At 64.9% G+C, this 20,947-nt stretch carries 18 protein-coding genes and 2 pseudogenes; 15 read left to right on the top strand and 5 right to left on the bottom strand.

Features of this window, described 5'->3' with window-relative positions; all coding sequences use genetic code 11:
• Positions 1 to 108: 108 nt before the first annotated feature.
• Both AKN84_RS32325 and AKN84_RS32320 read left to right on the top strand, forming a co-directional pair.
• Positions 109 to 522, top strand: a complete 414-nt coding sequence (locus AKN84_RS32325; protein WP_050424522.1) for a DUF3597 domain-containing protein — start codon at positions 109 to 111, stop codon at positions 520 to 522.
• Between the two features lie 102 nt (positions 523 to 624).
• Positions 625 to 1,416, top strand: coding sequence for a fumarylacetoacetate hydrolase family protein (locus AKN84_RS32320; protein ID WP_050424521.1), 792 nt, complete (start codon positions 625 to 627; stop codon positions 1,414 to 1,416).
• Between the two features lie 11 nt (positions 1,417 to 1,427).
• On the opposite strand, the gene AKN84_RS32315 is transcribed toward AKN84_RS32320, so the two are convergent.
• Positions 1,428 to 1,700, bottom strand: coding sequence for a GNAT family N-acetyltransferase (locus AKN84_RS32315; RefSeq protein WP_050424520.1), 273 nt, complete (start codon positions 1,698 to 1,700; stop codon positions 1,428 to 1,430).
• Between the two features lie 101 nt (positions 1,701 to 1,801).
• Here AKN84_RS32315 and AKN84_RS32310 point away from each other — a divergent pair, with 101 nt between their 5' ends.
• The 4 genes from AKN84_RS32310 (at position 1,802) to AKN84_RS32295 (ending at position 6,075) form a co-directional block, all read left to right on the top strand.
• On the top strand, positions 1,802 to 2,746 hold the full coding sequence (locus AKN84_RS32310; protein ID WP_050424519.1) for a tetratricopeptide repeat protein: 945 nt from the start codon (positions 1,802 to 1,804) through the stop codon (positions 2,744 to 2,746).
• Positions 2,747 to 2,925: 179 nt separating this feature from the next.
• The gene (locus tag AKN84_RS32305) at positions 2,926 to 3,327 is read left to right on the top strand and encodes an SPW repeat protein (RefSeq protein ID WP_050424518.1); all 402 of its coding nucleotides are present in this window, start codon (positions 2,926 to 2,928) and stop codon (positions 3,325 to 3,327) included.
• Positions 3,328 to 3,536: 209 nt separating this feature from the next.
• Positions 3,537 to 5,195 (top strand): acyl-CoA synthetase, encoded by a 1,659-nt coding sequence (locus tag AKN84_RS32300; RefSeq protein WP_050424517.1) that lies wholly within the window; start codon positions 3,537 to 3,539, stop codon positions 5,193 to 5,195.
• 4 nt (positions 5,196 to 5,199) lie between these two features.
• The gene (locus AKN84_RS32295; RefSeq protein WP_050424516.1) at positions 5,200 to 6,075 is read left to right on the top strand and encodes a PCC domain-containing protein; all 876 of its coding nucleotides are present in this window, start codon (positions 5,200 to 5,202) and stop codon (positions 6,073 to 6,075) included.
• Between the two features lie 241 nt (positions 6,076 to 6,316).
• Here AKN84_RS32295 and AKN84_RS32290 read toward each other — a convergent pair whose 3' ends face one another.
• A complete protein-coding gene (locus AKN84_RS32290) occupies positions 6,317 to 6,640 on the bottom strand; it encodes a hypothetical protein (protein WP_050424515.1) in 324 nt (107 codons plus the stop codon).
• Between the two features lie 77 nt (positions 6,641 to 6,717).
• Here AKN84_RS32290 and AKN84_RS32285 point away from each other — a divergent pair, with 77 nt between their 5' ends.
• From AKN84_RS32285 to AKN84_RS32260, 6 genes and pseudogenes are all read left to right on the top strand, one after another.
• The gene (locus AKN84_RS32285) at positions 6,718 to 7,482 is read left to right on the top strand and encodes an AAA family ATPase (RefSeq protein WP_050424514.1); all 765 of its coding nucleotides are present in this window, start codon (positions 6,718 to 6,720) and stop codon (positions 7,480 to 7,482) included.
• Positions 7,483 to 7,621: 139 nt separating this feature from the next.
• On the top strand, positions 7,622 to 8,161 hold the full coding sequence (locus tag AKN84_RS32280; protein WP_050424513.1) for an SRPBCC family protein: 540 nt from the start codon (positions 7,622 to 7,624) through the stop codon (positions 8,159 to 8,161).
• Between the two features lie 2 nt (positions 8,162 to 8,163).
• Positions 8,164 to 9,104: pseudogene (locus AKN84_RS32275) on the top strand (YVTN family beta-propeller repeat protein).
• A gap of 258 nt (positions 9,105 to 9,362) precedes the next feature.
• Positions 9,363 to 9,695, top strand: a complete 333-nt coding sequence (locus tag AKN84_RS32270; protein ID WP_050424512.1) for a PRC-barrel domain-containing protein — start codon at positions 9,363 to 9,365, stop codon at positions 9,693 to 9,695.
• 141 nt (positions 9,696 to 9,836) lie between these two features.
• Positions 9,837 to 10,208, top strand: a complete 372-nt coding sequence (locus tag AKN84_RS32265; protein ID WP_050424511.1) for a VOC family protein — start codon at positions 9,837 to 9,839, stop codon at positions 10,206 to 10,208.
• A 142-nt stretch (positions 10,209 to 10,350) separates the two neighbouring features.
• Complete coding sequence (locus AKN84_RS32260) at positions 10,351 to 10,887, top strand: RNA 2'-phosphotransferase (protein ID WP_050424510.1); 537 nt, start codon at positions 10,351 to 10,353, stop codon at positions 10,885 to 10,887.
• A 367-nt stretch (positions 10,888 to 11,254) separates the two neighbouring features.
• Here the strand turns inward: AKN84_RS32260 and uvrA are convergent.
• From uvrA to AKN84_RS32245, 3 genes and pseudogenes are all read right to left on the bottom strand, one after another.
• Positions 11,255 to 14,229 (bottom strand): annotated as a pseudogene (gene uvrA, locus AKN84_RS32255) (excinuclease ABC subunit UvrA).
• A 330-nt stretch (positions 14,230 to 14,559) separates the two neighbouring features.
• Positions 14,560 to 15,219, bottom strand: coding sequence for an outer membrane protein (locus tag AKN84_RS32250; RefSeq protein WP_050424540.1), 660 nt, complete (start codon positions 15,217 to 15,219; stop codon positions 14,560 to 14,562).
• Positions 15,220 to 15,667: 448 nt separating this feature from the next.
• Complete coding sequence (locus tag AKN84_RS32245; protein WP_050424509.1) at positions 15,668 to 16,414, bottom strand: outer membrane protein; 747 nt, start codon at positions 16,412 to 16,414, stop codon at positions 15,668 to 15,670.
• A 449-nt stretch (positions 16,415 to 16,863) separates the two neighbouring features.
• Here AKN84_RS32245 and AKN84_RS32240 point away from each other — a divergent pair, with 449 nt between their 5' ends.
• The 3 genes from AKN84_RS32240 (at position 16,864) to gyrA (ending at position 20,946) form a co-directional block, all read left to right on the top strand.
• Complete coding sequence (locus tag AKN84_RS32240) at positions 16,864 to 17,355, top strand: single-stranded DNA-binding protein (protein ID WP_021081257.1); 492 nt, start codon at positions 16,864 to 16,866, stop codon at positions 17,353 to 17,355.
• Positions 17,356 to 17,605: 250 nt separating this feature from the next.
• Positions 17,606 to 18,004, top strand: coding sequence for a DUF2306 domain-containing protein (locus AKN84_RS32235; RefSeq protein ID WP_050424508.1), 399 nt, complete (start codon positions 17,606 to 17,608; stop codon positions 18,002 to 18,004).
• A 212-nt stretch (positions 18,005 to 18,216) separates the two neighbouring features.
• Positions 18,217 to 20,946 (top strand): DNA gyrase subunit A, encoded by a 2,730-nt coding sequence (gene gyrA, locus AKN84_RS32230; protein WP_050424507.1) that lies wholly within the window; start codon positions 18,217 to 18,219, stop codon positions 20,944 to 20,946.
• Position 20,947 lies beyond the last annotated feature (1 nt).

The following is a 20,947-nucleotide window of genomic DNA, read 5'->3' as shown; positions in this document are numbered from 1 at the left end:
ATGTCGCATTGGCAAGGTATTGAGGGGGCGATACACTTGAACTGCGACCGCGGTCAGCCGGCGCGCTGCCGTGTGACCTTCACATCTCAACTCTCTTGGGAGCGAACGATGAGCATTTTCGGAAAAATCATGGGCGCGATCTTCGGCAGCAGCGCCAGTGCGGCGCCCGCCGGCGGAACGGCCACAAGCGCAGCTCCCGCCGGTGGATCCGGCAGCGCGTCGCCGTCTCCTGCCGCAGTGCCCGCCGGTGCTGCGCCCGCGCAGTCCGTTGACGTCGCCCCCATCCTCGACAAGGCGGTTGCCGCAAAGGGCGAGAAGCTCGAGTGGCGCACCTCGATCGTCGACCTGATGAAGGCGCTCGACATCGACTCCAGCCTGTCGGCCCGCAAGGAGCTTGCCAAGGAGCTTGGCTACAGCGGCGACACCAACGATTCCGCCAGCATGAACATCTGGCTGCACAAGCAGGTGATGACCAAGCTCGCGGCCAATGGCGGCGTGCTGCCGGCGGACATCAAGCACTGACGGGATCATCATGCCGCACACCACCAGGGCCCGCGCCAGCGCGGGCCCTTTTTTATGGATCGGCGAGCATCTATAGATCGGCAAACAAGAAGGAGAACGCGCATGACTGATCTTGATCGCCGGACGATGCTTGCGACCGGCGCCCTCGCACTGGCCGGCGCCGCGACGCAATCCGCGCCGGCACATGCCGAGGCCGCGCCGAAGGCGCTGTTTCCCGTGCCGGCTGTGACGATCCCGATCGTCGGCGCCGCCGAGGTATTCCAGGTCCGCCGCATCTACTGCATCGGCCGCAACTACGCCGCGCACGCGATCGAGCGTGGCTCCGATCCGACGCGCGAGCCGCCGTTCTTCTTCCAGAAGCCGACCGATGCGATCCAGAATGTCGCGGTCGGCACCGTCGCCGACCATCCTTATCCGTCGCTGACCAAGAACTATCACCACGAGGTCGAACTGGTCGCGGCGCTCAAGTCCGGCGGCAGCAACATTCCCGCCGACAAGGCGCTCGATCACGTCTACGGCTACGCGCTCGGCCTCGACATGACGCGGCGCGATCTGCAGAACGGCATGGCCGCGGAGAAGAAGCCGTGGGAGATCGGCAAGAGCTTTGACCATGCGGCGGTGCTCGGGCCGATCCATCCGGCCGACAAGACCGGCCATTTCACGCAAGGCGCGATCTCGCTCGCGGTCAACGGCACGGTGCGGCAGAGCTCGGATCTGAAGAACATGATCTGGAGCGTCGCCGAGCAGATCGCAAAGCTCTCCGAGGCCTTCGAGCTGAAGGCCGGCGACATCATCTATTCCGGCACGCCGGAGAATGTCGGCCCGGTCATGAAGGGTGACGTGCTGCTCTGCAAGCTCGAGGGCTTGCCCGACATGTCGATCAAGATCGTCTGACCAGAACGGCGTTAGCCGGCGAGATCCGCATATTCCGGATGCTTGTTGAGGTAGTCCACCACGAAGCCGCAGCCGGCGATCACCTTGCGACCGTCGGCCCGGATCAGCTCCAGCGCGCCCTTGACCAACTCCGATGCGATGCCGCGGCCGCGCAGGGCGCGCGGTGTCTCGGTATGGGTGATGATCACGGCCGCCGGCGTCCGCCGGTAATTCGCAAAAGCGAGACCGCCCTCGGTGTCGAGCTCGAAGCGGTTTTGGTCCCTGTTGTCGCGGACGGCAGCCATCGCAAAATCCTGATTTGATTCACTGACCTTGATCTAAGCGCGTGAACCCGCCGGTGCAAAGCCGCGACCAACCCGCATATTGGCATTTGTGGATTGACGATATGCGCATTTCGGCCTGCCTGACCGCCGCATTGCTCGGCGCCGTCCTGACGCTGCCAAAGCCCCCGCAAGCGGCTGCCGCCGATGATCCGAGTTGGCAGACCTGCATCGGCTCCACGACGGCCCCGGGCGATCGCGTGACTGCCTGCACGGCTGTCATCGACGGCAAGACCCAGACCGGCAGGCATCTGGCCGGGGCCTATTGCAACCGCGGCCATGGATTGACCGAGAAGCGCGAGTTCGATGCCGCGCTCGCCGACCTCAACGAGGCGATCAAGCTCGATCCTGCATTTGCCTGCGCCTACACCAACCGTGGCCGCGTCTACGCCTTCAAGCAGGACCTCGATCATGCCATCGCCGACTACGATGAGGCGATCCGGATCGATCCGGGTTTTGCGATGGCCTACAACAATCGCGGCGATGCCTGGCTCAACAAGGGCGATCTCGACCGCGCGCTGGCCGATCTCGACCTTGCCATCAAGTACAGTCCGCAGCTCTCCACGGCCTATGGCAATCGCGGCTTCGTCTACTACCGCAAGCACGACGCGGCGCATGCGATCGCCGACTTCACCACCGAGATCAAGCTCGATCCCAACGTGCTCGCCTATATCAACCGCGGCAATGTCTACCGCGAGGCCGAACAGCTCGACCGCGCCGCCGCCGACTACGGCGAGGCGACGAAGCTCGCGCCGACCGACGCGCGCGGCTGGCGCAACCGCGGCATGATCCGGCTGTTTCAGGGCGACAACAAGGGCGGGCTCGCCGACTACGACAAGGCGCTGCAATACGATCCCGCGGACGTCTATTCCTGGAACAACCGCGGCCAGGCCAAGCTGCGGCTCGGCGACAGGAAGGGTGCGGCGGCCGATTTCCGCAAGGCGCTCGAGCTGCAACCCGACCTGAAGACCGCCAGGGAAGCGCTCGCGCGGCTCGACGGGGCGCGGTGACGCACGGCGCCCGCGGCCAACGATCCTGCCGCGTTGCACACATGCCGATCGGGCCTTGCGGGCCGGTGCAATTCGATTAGGCTTGAGCCGAGACATACGCCCGTGATGCGGCCCGATGGTCGTCTGGTACGGAGTGGTGAGGCCGGCCGCCGACGTATGCCCCTTCGAGGAGGTTTGTCATGTCGGACAATCGTTTCTTCGGCTCACACCGCCCCTGGGAGGACTGGCTCGGCATGCTGCTTGGCGTGCTGATCATGGTCTCGCCCTGGTTTCCGATGCAGGTCAGCGACGTCGTCGATGTCGAGCGCAGCCATCTGGTGCTCAACAGCTTCGTGGTCGGCATGCTGGTGCTGGGCCTCGCGCAGCTCGAATATGTCGCGCTGCATCGCTGGGAGGAGGTGGCGAGCATTCTGCTCGGCCTCTGGCTGATGGCGTCGCCCAACATCTTCGGCTATTCGGAAGACCAGACGCTGCAGCTCTGGCACATCCTGCTCGGCGGGCTGGTCGCGCTGATCGGCGCACTGCAGCTCTGGCAGGACTGGAACCTGAGCGAGCAGGACCTGGCCAAGTATCCGCAGTAGCGGTCGGAGCCTGGCAGATCGGATTGGTGGCCGCCGGCGCGGCATCATCGCGCCGCGCCCGGCGGGCCCTTGCCGAGGCGCGCTGCTTGGCGATAAACCGGGTGGCACCAACCCCTTGCGGCGCTTGAAGACGCCCGGTTCTGACCAAGGAAACACCCGATGTCCGTCCTGACCATGCCCTGTCTGTTGTGCGTATCGGCGGGGCGGCAATGAGCGGGACGGCTGGGACCGCCCCGCGCGGCGGGATCGCGCGGGTGTCGCGCCGGGTGATGAACCTCGCCTACATCCTGACCCAGAACGCCCGCCGCCACGGCGATCGTCCCGGGTTCATCTGGAGCGAGAAGGCCTGGTCGTGGCGCCATATCGACCAGAACGTCTCGGCGCTGGCGGCGGCGCTTGCCGCGCGCGGTATCGGCAAGGGCGACCGCATCCTGGTGCATTCCAAGAACTGCGACGAGATGTTCTGGTCGATGTTCGCGGCGTTCCGGCTCGGCGCGGTCTGGGTGCCGACCAATTTCCGCCTGATGCCGGACGAGGTCGCCCATCTGGCGGCGGCCTCCGGCGCCAAGGCATTTCTCTGCCATGCCGACTTCCCCGAGCACGCCAGGGCAGCCGCCAATCCCGCGCTCGAATTCGTCTGGCGGATCGGCGAGCAAAACAGCTTCGGCGAGCAAGGCACGTTCGGCGAGGCGACCGTCGGTGACGTCATCGCCAGGCACGCGAGCGCCACGGTGGAGAACGTTGCGGTCGACTACGACGATCCCTGCTGGTTCTTCTTCACCTCCGGCACCACAGGCCGCTCCAAGGCCGCGGTCCTGACCCACGGCCAGATGGCCTTCGTGATCACCAACCATCTCGCCGACCTGATGCCCGGCACCACCGAGGACGACGCCTCGCTGGTGGTGGCGCCGCTGTCGCATGGCGCCGGCGTGCATCAACTGGTGCAGACCGCGCGCGGCGTGCCGACCATCCTGCTGCCGTCGGAGAAGTTCGACATCGCCGAAGCCTTCCGGCTGATCGCCAAGCACCGCGTCAGCAACATGTTCACGGTGCCGACCATTTTGAAGATGATGGTCGAGCATCCCGCCGCAGACCAGCACGACCATTCCTCGCTGCGCTACATCATCTATGCCGGCGCACCGATGTATCGCGAGGACCAGAAGGCGGCGCTGAACAAGCTCGGCGGCGTGCTCGTGCAATATTTCGGCCTCGGCGAGGTGACCGGCAACATCACGGTGCTGCCGCCCGGCCTGCACGATCCCGAGGATGGCCCGCATGCGCGGATCGGCACCTGCGGCTTCGAACGCACCGGCATGCAGGTCTCGATCCAGGGCGACGATGGCCGCGAGTTGAAGGCGCACGAGACCGGCGAGATCTGCGTGATCGGGCCGGGCGTGTTTGCGGGCTATTACGACAATCCCGAAGCCAACGCGAAGGCGTTCCGCGACGGCTGGTTCCGCACCGGCGACCTCGGCCATATGGACGAGGAGGGGTTTGTCTATATCACCGGCCGCGCCTCCGACATGTACATCTCCGGCGGCTCCAACATCTATCCGCGCGAGATCGAGGAGAAGCTGCTGACCCATCCCGCGGTCGGCGAGGTCGCGGTGCTCGGGGTGCCCGATCCGTTCTGGGGCGAGGTCGGCGTCGCCGTCTGCGTCGCGCGCGAGGGCACCGAGGCGGTCGCCGAAGCGGAGCTTGCGGCGTATCTCGCGCCAAAGGTGCCGCGCTACAAGATGCCGAAGCGCTTCTTCTTCTGGGAGGCGCTGCCGAAGTCCGGCTACGGCAAGGTGCCGAAGCGGCTGATCCGCGACGAGCTCGAGACGCGCGGGCTGCTCGAGGTGATCGCCAAATCGACGGACGCGTAGGGCGATGCGCAGCATCGCCCAGCCTGGCGCTCCGCTTCCCGAGCGCATCCAATGGGTCGCCGCGCGCGGCCGCGCCTTTTCATTCATGCTCGAGGCCGGCATTCCCCTGCTCGAGGCCGTGCGCCGCGGCTTTGCGGCGCAAGGCTTTTCCGGCGGCGTGCTGAGCGCGACGGGTGGCGCGCTCGGGCCGTTCGCCTATGTGATGCCGGCGCTGTCGAAGGACGGCGTCAACGCGGCGTTCTACAGCGACACGTTTCGTCCCGACGGCGTGACGCGGCTCAAGCTCGCGGCGCTGACCTTCGGCGAGCGCGACGGCGCGCCGTTCTTTCATTGCCACGGCTTGTGGACCGAGGCCGACGGCCGCTTCAACGGCGGACACATGCTGCCCGATGAGACCATCGTCGCCGAGCCGTTCGAGGTGAGCGCGTTCGGGATCGACGGCGCGACGTTCCTGGCAGAGCCCGACAGCGAGACCAATTTCAAGCTGTTCGGTCCCGTCGCCCGCGCGCCGGCGGGAGCGAAGACCACCAGCCATGCCTTCGCATTGCGGCTGCGCCCGAACCAGGATTTCGCCTGCGCGCTGGAAGGCTTCTGCCGCCACCATGGCATCCTGCGGGCGCGGCTGCACGGCGGCGTCGGTTCGACCATCGGCGCCGTCTTCAGCGATGGCCACAGCGTGGTGCCGTTCGCGACCGAACTTGCGGTGACCGCCGGGCAGATCGCGGCGGACGAAGATGGCCTGCTGCACGCTGAGCTCGACATCGCGCTGGTCGACTATCTCGGCGGCATCGCCGAGGGACGATTGGTGCGCGGCGACAATCCGGTGCTGATGACGATGGAGCTGGTGCTGGAGGTGCTGGAGGAGGCGGAGCGGCCGTAGCCTACGTCCTCTCCACGCGTCGTCCTGACGTGCGCTGGGCCGATATCGCCCCCACTGTCGTCCCGGCGAAGGCCGGGACCCATTACCCCAAATGGTCGTGGTTGCGCGACGCTGGGGCACCAGCTGTTTTCGACAACTCGACCCTGTGGTTATGGGTCCCGGCCTTCGCCGGGACGACGGCGAGTGTGGCGCCGCTTGTGAGACAAACGTCCGCATTTTCGCGTCATAGTGGCAGGGGGCATCACCGCCGCTTGCGCACATGGACGTTGATGTCGAGGTCGATCGCACTGACGCAGCGCTGCTCGGACTTGTGCGAGCCACCTTCGTGCCAGCGGCCCCTGCGCAGGCTGATGTCGCTGACCTCAGCAAGCCGCAGGCAGCGCCATTGCGGCAGCCTGCCGGAGCTCTTGCCGGCGAATTGCCAGGCCAGCACGACCTCTTCATCGCTCTTGTTGTGGCCGATGATGTGCGGGCACAGCTCGCGCGGCCGGCCGTCATAGACACAGACCACCTGTTGCTCGGTGAGGATTGCCTTGCGGAGGAGGGTGTAGGCCTTGCTGGGCATTGAGACATCGAACCATCTAGGATTGCCGTGGGCTCCTAAACTGGGCGCCCCGCCGTTGTTTCCCCGGATCCGCGCACATGGCCAAACGAAACCGCCCGATCAACATGCCCGCGCCGTATCTTCGGCAGGTCTGGCTCGATCCTGCGCGAATCCCTAACCGCAAGGCCTATCCGTTCGTGCTGCCATTGCTGCGCGACGATTTCGAGCTCGGCTTCGACAAGGCGATCACCATCATCGTCGGCGAGAACGGCACCGGCAAGTCGACGCTGCTGGAAGGTATCGCCGTGATGGCCGGCTATGACGATGCCGGCGGCGGCAAGGGGTATCGGCCGGTCGACCACGGTGGCGCAGTGGAAAAGATGGGCGGCTCGCTTGCGGCGGCGCTTCGTGCGAGCTGGCTGCCCAAAATCACCAATGGCTGGTTCTTCCGCGCCGAGAGCTTCTTCTCGGTGGCGCGCTATGTCGACGCGGCGGCGCTGGACGTCGGAGACACGCCGCCGGACTTCCTGTCGCATTCCCACGGCGAGGGCTTCCTGCGCTTCTTCGAGGAGCGCTGCCAGCGGCAGGGCATCTTCATCTTTGACGAGCCGGAATCCGCGCTGTCGCCCTCGCGGCAGATCGAATTCCTCAAGCTGCTGCACCGGATGAACGGGACGGGCCACTGCCAGGTGATCATGGCCACGCATTCGCCTGTCCTGATGGCCTATCCGGACGCGACACTGCTGCGGCTGACGAAGTATGGCCTCGAACCGGTGAGCCTGAAGGACACGGATCACTTCAAGGTCATGCGGGAGTTCTGCGACGACCCGAAGGGGTTCGTCGAGGCGGTGATCGAGGAGTAAGGGCGCCGGAGAGGCTTGTCCCACGGGGAAGTTCTGACTTCGCTCTGGTGCAAGAAGCCGCTTTCCATCTGGTCCAGAATACCGAAACATAAGCTTCGGCACGCGCCTGACGTGGTGACCGAAAAGCGAGGAGACAAGGATGAGGCTGATGATCGCGAGGGCTGGCGTCGTGGTGGCGGCGCTGGCTGTGTTGGGGGCCGCGTGGGCGCATGGGCCGACCCGCCAGAAGGTGCGGGAATCCATCGAGATCGACGCGCCGCAGGCCAAGGTGTGGGCGGTGATCGGCAATTTCCAGGACATGAGCTGGCTCGCCGGCGTCAGCAAGACCGAGGGCGAGAAGGGCAACGAGATCGGCGCGACGCGGCGGCTGACGCTGGCGCCCGGCGTCACCATCGACGAGGAGCTCTACAAATACGAGCCCGAGATGATGAGCTATTCGTACCGGATCACTACGGTCGACGTGAAGGTGCTGCCGGTGACCAATTATTCCTCGACGCTGTCGGTGTCGCCGGCGCCCGGCGGCAAGGCGAAGCTGGAATGGGCCGGCGCCTTCTACCGCGGCTTTCCGAACAACGACCCGCCGCCGGAGCTGAACGACGAGGCCGCGCTCAAGGCGGTGAGCGGGCTCTACAAGGCCGGGCTCGAAGCACTGAAGAAGAAGATCGAGAGCGGAAGCTGAACATGCAGTGCGCGATCGCGCTGCTGGCGCTGCTCGCCGGCCTCGGCGGTGCGCGGGCCGAGGAGGCCTTCGTCACCAACCAGCTCAGTGACGATCTCACGGTGGTGGATCTCGCGACCGCAAAGCCGGTCGCGACGATCGCGATCGGCGGCAAGCCCGCGGGCGTCGCGGTCAGCCATGACGGCCGCTTCGCCTATGTGACGAGCCCGGATGCCAAGGCGGTCACGGTGTCGATGCGTCGGCGCGCAAGGTGGTCGGCCGGGTCGATGTCGGCGGCGGGCCGCTCGGCATCGCGGTGGCCCCCGACGGCGCGTCGGTCTACGTCGCCGACTGGTACGCCGCCGCGGTGCGGGTGATCGATGCGAAAGAGCTGCGGGTCGTCGCCAGTCTTGCGGTCGGCGCATCGCCATCCGGGCTTGCGGTGACGCCGGACGGGCGGCTGCTGCTCTCGGCGGACCGCGACGACGACAGCGTCTCGATCACAGATATAGCCGCACATGAGCGGCGAGGGATCGTGAAGGTCGGGACGCGTCCGTTCGGCGTCACCATCGATGCCGAGGGCAAGCGCGCCTACACTGCCAATGTCGGCTCCAACGACGTCTCGGTGATCGACATCGCGACCGCCCGAGAGGTCGGCCGTGTCCATGTCGGCCTGCGCCCTTATGCCGTGGCGCTGGCGCAGGGCCGGGGTTTCGTCACCGACCAGTATGACGGCAAGGTCAGCGTGTTCGACCTCGCGACACTGGAACCCGTGAAGCGGATCACTGTGGGCGACTATCCCGAGGGCATTGAGGCGACGGCCGACGGCAGGCGCATCGTGGTCGCGAACTGGGAGAGCAACACGCTCAGTGTGATCGACGCCGCCGAGCTGAAGGTGATTGGCGAGGTCAAGGTCGGCGACGGCCCGCGCGCGTTCGGGGCGTTCCTGAGAAGGACCGAGTAGGCGGAAGGCGCGTGGGGTGTCCCAAATATCGAAAACAACCCCATGCAAAGGAGCAGGCTGCCGCCACACCCGGAAACGCGACTTGACACGTCGGGCAAATCAGCTATACGTTTCTATTATTCCGAAATTGTGCAGACGTCCGCCGCCGCGCGATAGCCAATCGCTCCTACGGCCTGTCGCCGAGCTGCGACCCATTGGCTCACCAGCGCGGCAGACATATATTATCTGGCAAACATAAGGAAACACAGGGAGGATGCGATGCATCATACCTTGGTGCCCAGTGACCGGGTCGAGCACGTCTGCGTCTTCGGGCGCGACGGTGCAAAGCTCGGGTCGGTCGAGCGGCTGATGCTCGACAAGGTGAGCGGCACGGTGGCCTACGCCATCATCAAGACCGGCGGCGTGCTGAGCACCCACCACCACTATCCCGTCAGATGGACCGCACTGCACTTCGATCCCGCGCGGCAGGCCTTCGAGGCCGAGGTGACGCTGGAGGATCTGCGCGCCGGGCCGTCCGAATTCGACGGCGACGAATTCGACTGGGGCGACCGCTCGCAATCATACACGCACCCGAATTATTGGGCGGTGTAGCGCGGAGGTGAGCGCGGTGTCGTCGCGGTTGTCGTAGCCCGCATGAGCGAAGCGACATGCGGGAGCAGTGAAGCTGTCCGGCCGATAAACCCGCATATCGCTTCGCTCATGCGGGCTACCTACTGAGTCAAAGTCAGGCACATGACCCAACACAAGCCCGTCGGCTGGCCTTCCGTCATTCCGAGAATTGTCACGCGCGACCTCATCGGGCTCGCCGGATTCCTGCGAGACGTGTTCGCCGCGGAAGGCGAAGTCCGTTCCGGCGCGCCAACGGAAATTCGCATTGGAGATTCGATCATCCTGATCAGCGACGGCGGAGGTATACGCGAGGTGATGCCGGCCTTTCTCTACGTCTATGTTGAGAACGCCGACGAGACCTATCGGCGCGCGATTGCGGCAGGGGCAGAATCGATCGAAACCCCCGCGGATACGCCCTACGGCGACAGACGAGCGATGGTCCGGGATGCCTGGGCGAACGTCTGGCAGATCGCCACGTACCGCGGCACTCCGTAGGATGGGTGGAGCGAAGCGATACCCATCATTCGGGCCGCGGGGTGAGTTGATGGGTCTCGCTTCGCTCTACCCATCCTACGCGCTAGCTCTTGCTCGTCACGATTGGCCTTGGGTATAAGCCGGCAGGACAGGAAATCCAGCAATGCCGGTCGATCCAATCCAGCTCAGCAAGTTCTTGAGCTTCGTGCTCCGGCACAAGCCTGGTGAAATCGGCTTGACGCTCACGTCCGAAGGCTGGGCCAATATCGACGTGCTGATCGAGAAGGCCAATGCGGCGGGGACGAAGTTTGGCCGGGCCGATCTGCTCGATGTCGTCGCGACTAGCGACAAGAAGCGGTTTTCGATCTCGGCCGACGGCCTCAGTATCCGTGCTGCGCAGGGGCATTCGGTCACGGTGGAGCTTGGCTTGCCGCCGCAGGAGCCGCCGTCAATCCTGTATCACGGGACCGCGACGCGGTTTGTCGACGCGATCCTCGTGGAAGGTCTGAAGCCGCAATCGCGCCAGCAGGTGCATCTGTCGCTCGATGAAGCAACCGCGCTGCGGGTCGGTAAGCGGCATGGCAAGCCGCATATCTTTACGGTCGATGCCGGCGGCATGCACGGCAAGGGATTTAAGTTCTTCCGGGCGGACAACGGCGTATGGCTGACCGATCACGTGCCGCCGGAGTTTCTCGCGTAGTGCTCGCAGCCCTGCACGAGCGAAGTAATACTGGACTGCTTTGATGCCCAACGAACGATGCATGTGTCCCGTCTGCGGCTTCCCTGACCTCGACGAGCTGCCTTATGACAGCCAGGGATGCGCAAGCTTCAACATATGCCCATCATGCGGAGTAGAGTTCGGATACGACAATAGCGGAGCCTCGTTTGAGGAGTTGCGGCGTCGTTGGATCGACGGCGGAATGCTCTGGTTCAGCCAAGCCAACAAGCCTCCGCGCAATTGGGACCCCGTGCAGCAATTGAAGTCAGCTGCACTGCTCGATTAGCTTCGCGAGGGTGGGTTAGTTGTTGGCCTAACCCGTCGTGTCTGTCGCAAAGGGTCAACGGAGCTACTCCGCCGCCTCGCTCGCGCTGCTCTTCCGCGGCTTGCTGTTCGCCTTCTTCAGCACCGGCGCCAGGAACTTGCCGGTATAGCTGCGCGGCGCTTTCACGATGTCCTCCGGTGGGCCCCAGGCGACGATCTCGCCGCCGCCGTCGCCGCCTTCGGGGCCGAGGTCGATCACCCAGTCGGCGGTCTTGATGACTTCGAGGTTGTGCTCGATCACCACAACCGTGTTGCCCTGCGCGACCAGCTCGTGCAGCACCTCGAGCAGCTTTGCGACGTCGTGGAAGTGCAGGCCGGTGGTCGGTTCGTCCAGGATGTAGAGCGTGCGGCCGGTGGCGCGCTTGGACAGCTCCTTGGCGAGCTTGACGCGCTGGGCTTCGCCGCCGGACAGCGTGGTGGCCTGCTGGCCGACATGGATGTAGTCGAGGCCGACGCGGTGCAGGGTCTGGAAGGTCTCGCGCACGCGGGGCACCGCCTTGAAGAATTCGGCGGCTTCCTCGACGGTCATGTCGAGCACGTCGGCGATGCTCTTGCCCTTGAACAGCACCTCCAGCGTCTCGCGGTTGTAGCGCTTGCCCTTGCAGGTGTCGCAGGTGACGTAGACGTCGGGCAGGAAGTGCATCTCGATCTTGATGACGCCGTCGCCCTGGCAGGCCTCGCAGCGGCCGCCCTTGACGTTGAAGGAGAAGCGCCCGGGCTCGTAACCGCGCGCCTTCGCCTCGGGCAGGCCGGCGAACCATTCGCGGATCGGCGTGAAGGCGCCGGTATAGGTCGCGGGGTTGGAGCGCGGCGTGCGGCCGATCGGCGACTGGTCGATGTCGATGATCTTGTCGATGTGTTCTAGGCCCTCGATGCGGTCGTGCAGCGCGGCGCCTTCGCTGGCGTTGTTCAGCTTGCGCGCGATCGACTTGTAGAGCGTGTCGATCAACAAGGTCGACTTGCCGCCGCCGGAGACGCCGGTGACGCAGGTGAACAGACCGAGCGGAATCTCGGCCGAGACGCTCTTCAGATTGTTGCCGCGGGCGTGATCACCTTGATGGTGCGGCGATGGTTCGGCGGCCGCCGGTCGGGCACGGGGACCGCAAGCTCGCCGGTGAGGTACTTGCCGGTCAGCGATTTCGGGTTGCGCATGATCTGGTCGGGCGTGCCTTCGGCAACGATGTGGCCGCCATGCATGCCGGCGCCCGGGCCGATATCGAGCACATAGTCGGCGAGGCGGATCGCGTCCTCGTCATGCTCGACCACGACCACGGTATTGCCGAGGTCGCGGAGCCGCTTCAGGGTGTCGAGCAGGCGGGCGTTGTCGCGCTGGTGCAGGCCGATCGACGGCTCGTCCAACACGTAGAGCACGCCGGTGAGCCCCGAGCCGATCTGCGAGGCCAGGCGGATGCGCTGGCTCTCGCCACCGGACAGCGTGCCGGAGGAGCGCGACAGCGTCAGGTAATTCAGGCCGACATCGAGCAGGAAGGTCAGGCGCTCGCGGATCTCCTTGAGGATGCGCGTCGCGATCTCGTTCTGCTGCGCATTCAGCGCCTCCGGCACCGTCTCGAACCATTCGCCGGCGCGCTTGACCGAGAGCTCCGAGATCTCGCCGATATGCTTGCCGCCGATCTTGACGCACAGCGCCTCCGGCTTCAGCCGGTAGCCGTGGCAGCCGGCGCAGGGCACGTCGGAGAAATACTTGCCGAGCTCCTCGCGTGCCCACTCGCTCTCGGTCTCGCGGTAGCGGCGGTTGATGTTGGTGACGACGCCCTCGAACGGCTTCTTGGTGTCGTAGGAGCGGACGCCGTCCTCATAGGAGAACTTGATCTCGTCGTCGCCGGAGCCGTGCAGCAGCGCGGCCTGCACCTTCTTCGGCAGGTCCTTCCACTTGGTGTCGAGCGTGAACTTGTAGTGCTTGCCGAGCGCGGTCAGGGTCTGGATGTAATAGGGCGAGGACGACTTCGCCCAGGGCGCGATCGCGCCCTTGCGCAGGGTCAGCTCCTTGTCCGGGATGACGAGGTCCTCGTCGATATGCTGCTCGACGCCGAGACCGCCGCAGGCCGGACAGGCGCCATAGGGGTTGTTGAACGAGAACAGGCGCGGCTCGATCTCGGGGATCGTGAAGCCGGACACCGGGCAGGCGAACTTCTCCGAGAACAGGATGCGCTCGGGGCCGCTCTTGTCGTGGATCTTCGCGGTCTTCTTCTTGTCCTCGGTAGCGGCCGCGGCGGGCGCGTCCGCATACTCGATCACCGCAAGGCCCTCGGCGAGCTTCAGCGCGGTCTCGAAGCTTTCAGCGAGGCGCTGGGCGAGGTCGGGGCGCACCACGATGCGGTCGACCACGACGTCGATGTCGTGCGGGAATTTCTTGTCGAGCGACGGCGCCTCAGACAGCTCATAGAAGGTGCCGTCGATCTTGACGCGCTGAAAGCCCTTCTTGAGATATTCGGCGAGCTCCTTCTTGTACTCGCCCTTGCGGCCGCGCACGACCGGCGCCAGCAGATAGAGGCGGGTGCCTTCGGGCAGCGCAAGCACGCGGTCGACCATCTGCGAGACGATCTGGCTCTCGATCGGCAGGCCGGTCGCCGGCGAATAGGGTACGCCGACGCGCGCCCACAGGAGGCGCATGTAGTCGTAGATCTCGGTGACGGTGCCGACGGTGGAGCGCGGATTCTTCGAGGTGGTCTTCTGCTCGATCGAGATCGCCGGCGACAGGCCGTCGATCTGGTCGACGTCGGGCTTCTGCATCATCTCCAAAAATTGCCGCGCATAGGCCGACAGCGACTCGACGTAGCGGCGCTGGCCCTCGGCGTAGATGGTGTCGAATGCGAGCGACGACTTGCCGGAGCCGGACAGCCCGGTGAACACCACGAGCTTGTCGCGCGGAATCTCGACGTCGATGTTCTTCAGATTGTGTTCGCGCGCGCCACGGATCGTGATTGCGCGCGATGAGGAGCCGGCGTTCTGTTGGCGCTTCGCCTTGAGCACTTCATCCATTGCGACAGTTCCGGGCGCATGCTTGGGCGCCTTTTGGGCGCGCATCGCCGGTGATGCCGGGAGCTTGCGCCGATGGGGTGTGAGGACTGGAACGTAGGAAGAACGGCCGACAATTTCCAGTGCTGAATAGCTGCCATCAACGGATAGTTTGCCAGATGGCAGCAGCCGTCAGCAGGGCAGGTTCCAGATTTCTGTTTTGACGCGTTTTCCTGGCGCGAACCGGGATCCATCCCGGATCAAGTCCGGGACAGGCTTCGCTCGAAAACGCGTTGACGCAAAAAAGGCCGGCGCGAGGCCGGCCTTTCCGAGACCTTGAGGTCTGTCTTTCGCTTAGTACTTCGCGACGATCGGGCCGCCGAAGTGATAGTTCACGCCGAACTGGACGCTGTGCAGGTTGATGTCGGCCGACGGCACGCCGAAATAGGTCTCGCCGCCGAGGCTGCGATACAGGTACTCACCCTTGATCGACCACTGCGGCGCGATGAACGCTTCGATGCCGGCGCCGACGGTCCAGCCGGAGTGGAAGTTGCTCTGCGAGGCGGTGACGCCGAGCGTGGTGATGCTGAGCTTGTTGTCGACCCAGGCGTAGCCGCCGGTGCCGTAGAACAGCACCTTGTCGACCGCGAAGCCGATGCGGCCGCGCGCGGTGCCGAGCGCGTCGATCTTGCTCTTCACGGTGAAGCCAAGTCCGTTGATCGAAGCATCGACGTCAGCCCAGCCGCCGTCGGCCTCGATGCCGTACACGATGTTGCCGGCCTGCCAGTTGTAGCCGACGGTGCCGCCGGCGAAGCCGCCTTCCATCTTCGGATTGCCGGAATCCTCGCTGGCGTAGCCGCCGAAGCCACCGATGTAGAAGCCGGTCCAGTTGTAGATCGCGGCCGGCGGCGGAGCCTTGACGTAGGGGCCGCGTGCGGCGAGATCGGCGGCCATTGCCGGTGCAATTGCGCTGAGTGCAAACATGCCGGCCGAGGCCAGCAGAACATTCCTGATTTTCAAAGTCCAAATCCCGTTTTCTTGCCCATTTTCTTGTTGTCCCTTCAGACGCTGAAGGGAACGTCACAGCAGTGTCGCGTGACGTACGCGTGCTTCTACAGAGAAATGCTGGAAGTTGTGTATCTGTGAAACCACAATGCACGGAAAATGGCCCGCTTGCGTGCCTGCGCAGCGTAAGAGCCGGCGCGAGGCCGGCTCCGATATTTCGATGCGAGGCAGTGATGCGTGAGCTGAGGCCGCCTCAGTATTTCGCTGCGGATATGTATTCGACGCCGACGGTGCAGTCCCAGCGCGTGTCGCTGGCCGAGGCAGGGGAAGGTACGAGCCCGGCATTGTAGCGACGCAGGATGTCGCCAACCGCGGCACCACCGCTCACGGCCGACCCCACAAACAAAAAGGCCGGCGCGAGGCCGGCCTTTGGTCTGGATCAAACCGGATCGCGCGATCAGTAACGCGCGACCACCGGGCCACCCCACTTGTAGTTCACGCGGACGGTGACGAGGTCGACGTCCTGGCGATCGCGGATGCTGCTGAACAGCGCGCCGGTGGGGGTGGTGAGGTTGTAGGTCTTGTCCTGCATGAACAGGTGGTCGTATTCGACACCAGCGGTCCAGTTCGGCGCGAAGCCGACTTCGATGCCGGCGCCGATGGTGCCGCCCCAGCGGGTGTCGCTGGCGCTGCCGGCGAGCACGCCGGTCGGCGTGAAGTAGGTGTTGAAGCGGTTGTCGGTCAGCGCCGCACCGCCCTTGGCGTAGAGCAGCACGTTGTTGACGGCGTAGCCGACCTGGCCGGTGAACAGGCCGAACGCGTCGATCTTGCTCTGGTTGGTGAACAGGCCCGGGAAGATCGCGCTGTTGTTGCTGCCCTTCAGGTCAGCCCAGTCGCCCTGCGCTTCGAGGCCGAACACCCACGCGCCAGCCTGCCAGCGATAGCCGATCTGGCCGCCGGCGACGCCGCCGGTTGCGTCATGGCAACCATCCGATCCGATGAACACGCCAGCCGGGACCTGGTCCCAGCAATTGTGGCTCGAGCCCCAGCCGCCGTTGGCGCCGATGTAGAAGCCGCTCCAGTCATAGACCGCAGCGATCATCGGCGGCGGCGCCTTGGTGTAGGGGCGCGCCGCAAGGTCGGCGGCCGCAGCAGGCGCGGCGAACGCAATCAGGGCAACCGTACCGAGCAAAAACTTCTTCATCATCAATCTCCCAGCTCCCCGATCGGCTTCCAATATTGTCCCGAAGCCGATCTCAGACGCGAGCGCCCGCGTCATGGGTGGTAGCAATACGCTGATTCAACCGGAAACGCCGTCTCCCAAAAGCCACACTTGCGGAAGAAGTGAGGCTGATGCAAGCGGTTGATTTATCTTGTATTTTCAAAGGTTGATCAAGCTGGCGGGCGGCCGGGACTGAAATCGGTTGCGGTTCCACCGCCACGTGCCGCTGCTACGGCTGGTTGTGGCGAACAAAACTGGAACGTTGTCGGCTGCGGTGCTATATCTCGATTATCGTGGATAACCGCGCGCGGGCAAAGGCGGCGGGCCGGCGCCGGCGTATAGGGTCATCCACGACGCCTGCAATGTAAGTGGCGAAGGTTGAGAGCGGCGGCCGATGTCCGGACGCCCGGTTTTTGAGTGGAGATGATGCGATGGCAGGAAGCGTGAACAAGGTGATCCTGGTTGGAAACCTCGGCAAGGATCCGGAAATCCGGCGGACGCAGGACGGCCGTCCGATCGCAAACCTGTCCATCGCCACCTCGGAGACCTGGCGCGACAAGGGCACCGGCGAGCGCAAGGAAAAGACCGAGTGGCACCGCGTCGTGATCTTCAACGAGGGCCTCTGCAAGGTCGCCGAGCAGTACCTGAAGAAGGGCGCCAAGGTGTACATCGAGGGTCAGCTGCAGACCCGCAAATGGACCGACCAGTCCGGCGTCGAGAAGTACTCGACCGAAGTCGTGCTGCAGGGCTTCAACTCCAACCTCACGATGCTGGACGGGCGCGGCGGTGGAGGCGGCAGCTTCTCCGATGACGGCGGCAGCGATTTCGGCTCGTCCGGTCCGGTCAGCTCGGCACCGCGCCGTGCGGTCGCCGCCGGCGGCGGCAGCCGCAACAGCGACATGGACGACGATATCCCGTTCTGATCGAACGCCGCTTGCGCGCGCTCATGCCGCCGCTCCGTGAAGATCATTTCCCGGAGCGGCGTTGCGATGCGTGATGGCAATTTCCTCATGTGAATTATGAGGATAACTCCTTAGCTGCTTGCTGGATCACGGATCCTTGGAGGCGGCGAGGGCGGTTCCCCAGACTTTGACACAGGTCGATGTGAATGATATTTACATTGACCTGCGGCGAGCGAGATCTGGCCGCCAGTTCAATTCAAGGGCCGCCACCATGAGCCTCGCGCCATTGCTCGACGCTGCGCCTGCGATCCCGCTCCATGCCTTCGCCGGGATGGCCGCCTTCGTGCTCGGCTCGATCCAGCTCGCCGCCCCCAAGGGCACGCTGCCGCACCGGACGCTGGGCTGGATCTGGGTGATCCTGATGCTGGTCGTCGCCGGGAGCTCGTTCTGGATCCATCAGATCCGCCTGGTCGGCCCGTGGAGCCCGATCCACCTGCTGTCGATCTTATCGCTGGTGATGCTGGTGCTCGGCGTGATGGCGGCGCGGAGCCACAATATCCGCAGCCACAAGTTCACGATGATCGGCATTTTCTTCGGCGCGCTGGTCATTGCCGGGCTGTTCACCTTCATGCCCGGGCGGATCATGCACGCCGTGATTTTCGGCCAGTAATTGGGCGATTGAGGGCGTCGCGGGGCCGGTTCCATCGGGTCCCCGCAGGCTTGCGATCGCGGCGCAAAGCAGGACCGCGTCAAGCCCGCAATGCGGCTGGTAAGTGTATGAAAAAACGAAGGGAAAAACGGCTTGCCGGAGCCGCTCAGGGGTGGTTATCAGGCCCCCGATGGGCTATATGATTCCCCAGTAAAACTGACCGGATTTCCCCTTTGTCCGATAACGAAGATGACAAGCCCGGCGAGCCGCCGGCGCCCTCAGATATTCGTCCCGTTTCCATTCTCGACGAGATGAAGAAGTCCTACCTCGATTACGCGATGAGCGTGATCGTGTCGCGTGCGCTGCCCGATGCGCGCGACGGGCTCAAGCCGGTGCACCGGCGCATCCTGTATTCGATGCATGAGCAGGGGCACACGCCGGACAAGAAATACGTCAAATCCGCCCGCGTCGTCGGTGACGTGATCGGTAAATACCATCCGCATGGCGACCAGTCGATTTACGACGCGATGGTCCGCATGGCGCAGGACTTCTCGCTGCGCGTGCCGCTGATCGACGGCCAGGGCAATTTCGGCTCGATCGACGGCGATCCGCCGGCGGCCTACCGATATACCGAAGCACGGCTGACCAAGGCGGCGCTCGCCGTTCTGGCGGATATCGACATGGAAACTGTCGATTTCCAGCCGAACTACGACAATTCCGAGCAGGAGCCGTCGGTCCTGCCGGCCCGGTTCCCGAACCTGCTGGTCAATGGCGCCGGCGGCATCGCCGTCGGCATGGCGACCAACATCCCGCCGCATAATCTCGGCGAGGTGGTCGACGCCTGCGTGGCGCTGATCGACAATCCGGCGCTCACGATCGACGAACTGATCGACATCATTCCGGGCCCGGACTTCCCGACCGGCGGCATCATCCTCGGCCGCCAGGGCATCCGCTCCGCCTATCATCTCGGCCGCGGCTCGATCGTGATGCGCGGCAAGGTGACGATCGACACCATCCGCAAGGACCGCGAAGCGATCATCATCACCGAGATTCCGTATCAGGTGAACAAGGCCACGATGGTCGAGCGCATCGCCGAACTCGTGAAGGAGAAGAAGATCGAGGGCATCGGCGACCTCCGCGACGAGTCCGACCGCGACGGCTATCGCGTCGTCATCGAGCTGAAGCGCGAGGCGGTGCCTGACGTGGTGCTGAACCAGCTCTATCGGTTCACGCCGTTGCAGACCAACTTCCCCGCCAACATGCTGGCGCTGGATTCCGGTCGTCCGCAGACGATGACCCTGAAGGATCTGCTCACCATCTTCGTCGCATTCCGCGAACAGGTGGTGACCCGCCGGACCAAGTTCCTGCTCGGCAAGGCGCGCGACCGCGCCCATATCCTGGTCGGCCTTGCCATCGCGGTTGCCAATATTGACGAGATGATCCGGGTGATCCGGACCTCGCCCGATCCGAACACCGCGCGCGACACCCTGATGTCGCGCGACTGGCCGGCGCGGGACGTCGAGGCGATGATCACGCTGATCGACGATCCCCGGCACCGGATCAACGACGACGGCACCATCCGCCTGTCGCTCGAGCAGGCGAGGGCGATCCTCGATCTGCGGCTGCAGCGCTTGACCGCGCTCGGGCGGGACGAGATTTCCGAAGAGCTCGACAAGCTCGCGGCCGAGATCGCCGACTACCTCGACATCCTGCGCTCGCGTGCGCGCGTGCAGGGCATCGTCAAGACCGAGCTTGCCGAGGTGAAGCAGCAGTTCGCGACGCCGCGCAAGACCCAGATCATCGAGCAGGAAGGCGAGGTCGAGGACGAGGACCTGATCCAGCGCGAGGACATGGTCGTCACCGTCTCGCATGCGGGCTACGTCAAGCGCGTGCCGCTGTCGACCTATCGGGCGCAGCGCCGCGGCGGCAAGGGCCGCGCCGGCATGCAGACCCGCGACGAGGATTTCGTCTCGCGCCTGTTCGTCGCCTCCACGCACACGCCGGTGCTGTTCTTCTCGTCGCGCGGCCAGGTCTACAAGGAGAAGGTCTGGCGGCTGCCGATGGCCGCACCCAACGCGCGCGGCAAGGCGCTGATCAACATCCTGCCGCTGGAGCAGGGCGAGCGCATCACAACGATCATGCCGCTGCCGGAGGATGAATCCTCCTGGGGCAATCTCGACGTGATGTTCGCGACCACCAGCGGCACCGTTCGCCGCAACAAGCTGTCCGACTTCGTCGACGTCCGCCGCTCCGGCATCATCGCGATGAAGCTCGGGGAGGGCGAGGCGATCGTCGACGTGCAGATCTGCACCGAACGTGACGACGTGCTGCTGACCGCCGCCGGCGGCCAGTGCATCCGCTTCCCGGTCCCCGATGTCCGCGTCTTCACCGGCCGCACCTCGATGGGCGTGCGCGGCATCGCGCTGGCCGAGGCCGACAGGCTGATCTCGCTGGCGATCCTGCGCCATGTCGACACCACCTCGGACGAGCGCTCGGCCTACCTGAAGATGCGCCGCGCGGTGGCCGGCGAGGCCACGACCGAGGAGCCGGTCGAGACCGAGGGCGAAGAGACGGCGAACGATGCGATCCAGCTGTCGCAGGAACGCTATGCCGAACTGTCGGCGGCCGAGCAGGTGGTGCTGACCGTCTCCGTCAACGGCTACGGCAAGCGGACCTCGTCCTACGAGTACCGCACCACCGGCCGCGGCGGTAAGGGCATCGTCGCGATGAGCGTCAACAACCGCAACGGCAATCTGGTGGCGTCGTTCCCGGTCGAGGACGCCGACCAGATCATGCTGGTCACCGACAAGGGCCAGCTGATCCGCTGCCCGGTGGCCGACATCCGCGTCGCCGGCCGCTCGACCCAGGGCGTGATCGTGTTCGACACCGCCGAGGACGAGCACGTGGTCTCGGTCGAGCACATTCCGGAAGAGGAAAACGGCGAGAACGGCAACGGCGGCTAGC

Source organism: Bradyrhizobium tropiciagri (genome assembly GCF_001189845.1).
Taxonomy (GTDB): Bacteria; Pseudomonadota; Alphaproteobacteria; order Rhizobiales; family Xanthobacteraceae; genus Bradyrhizobium; species Bradyrhizobium tropiciagri.
The sequence above is the reverse complement of the archived record's forward strand: the minus strand, read 5'-3'. Positions and strand labels throughout refer to the sequence as shown.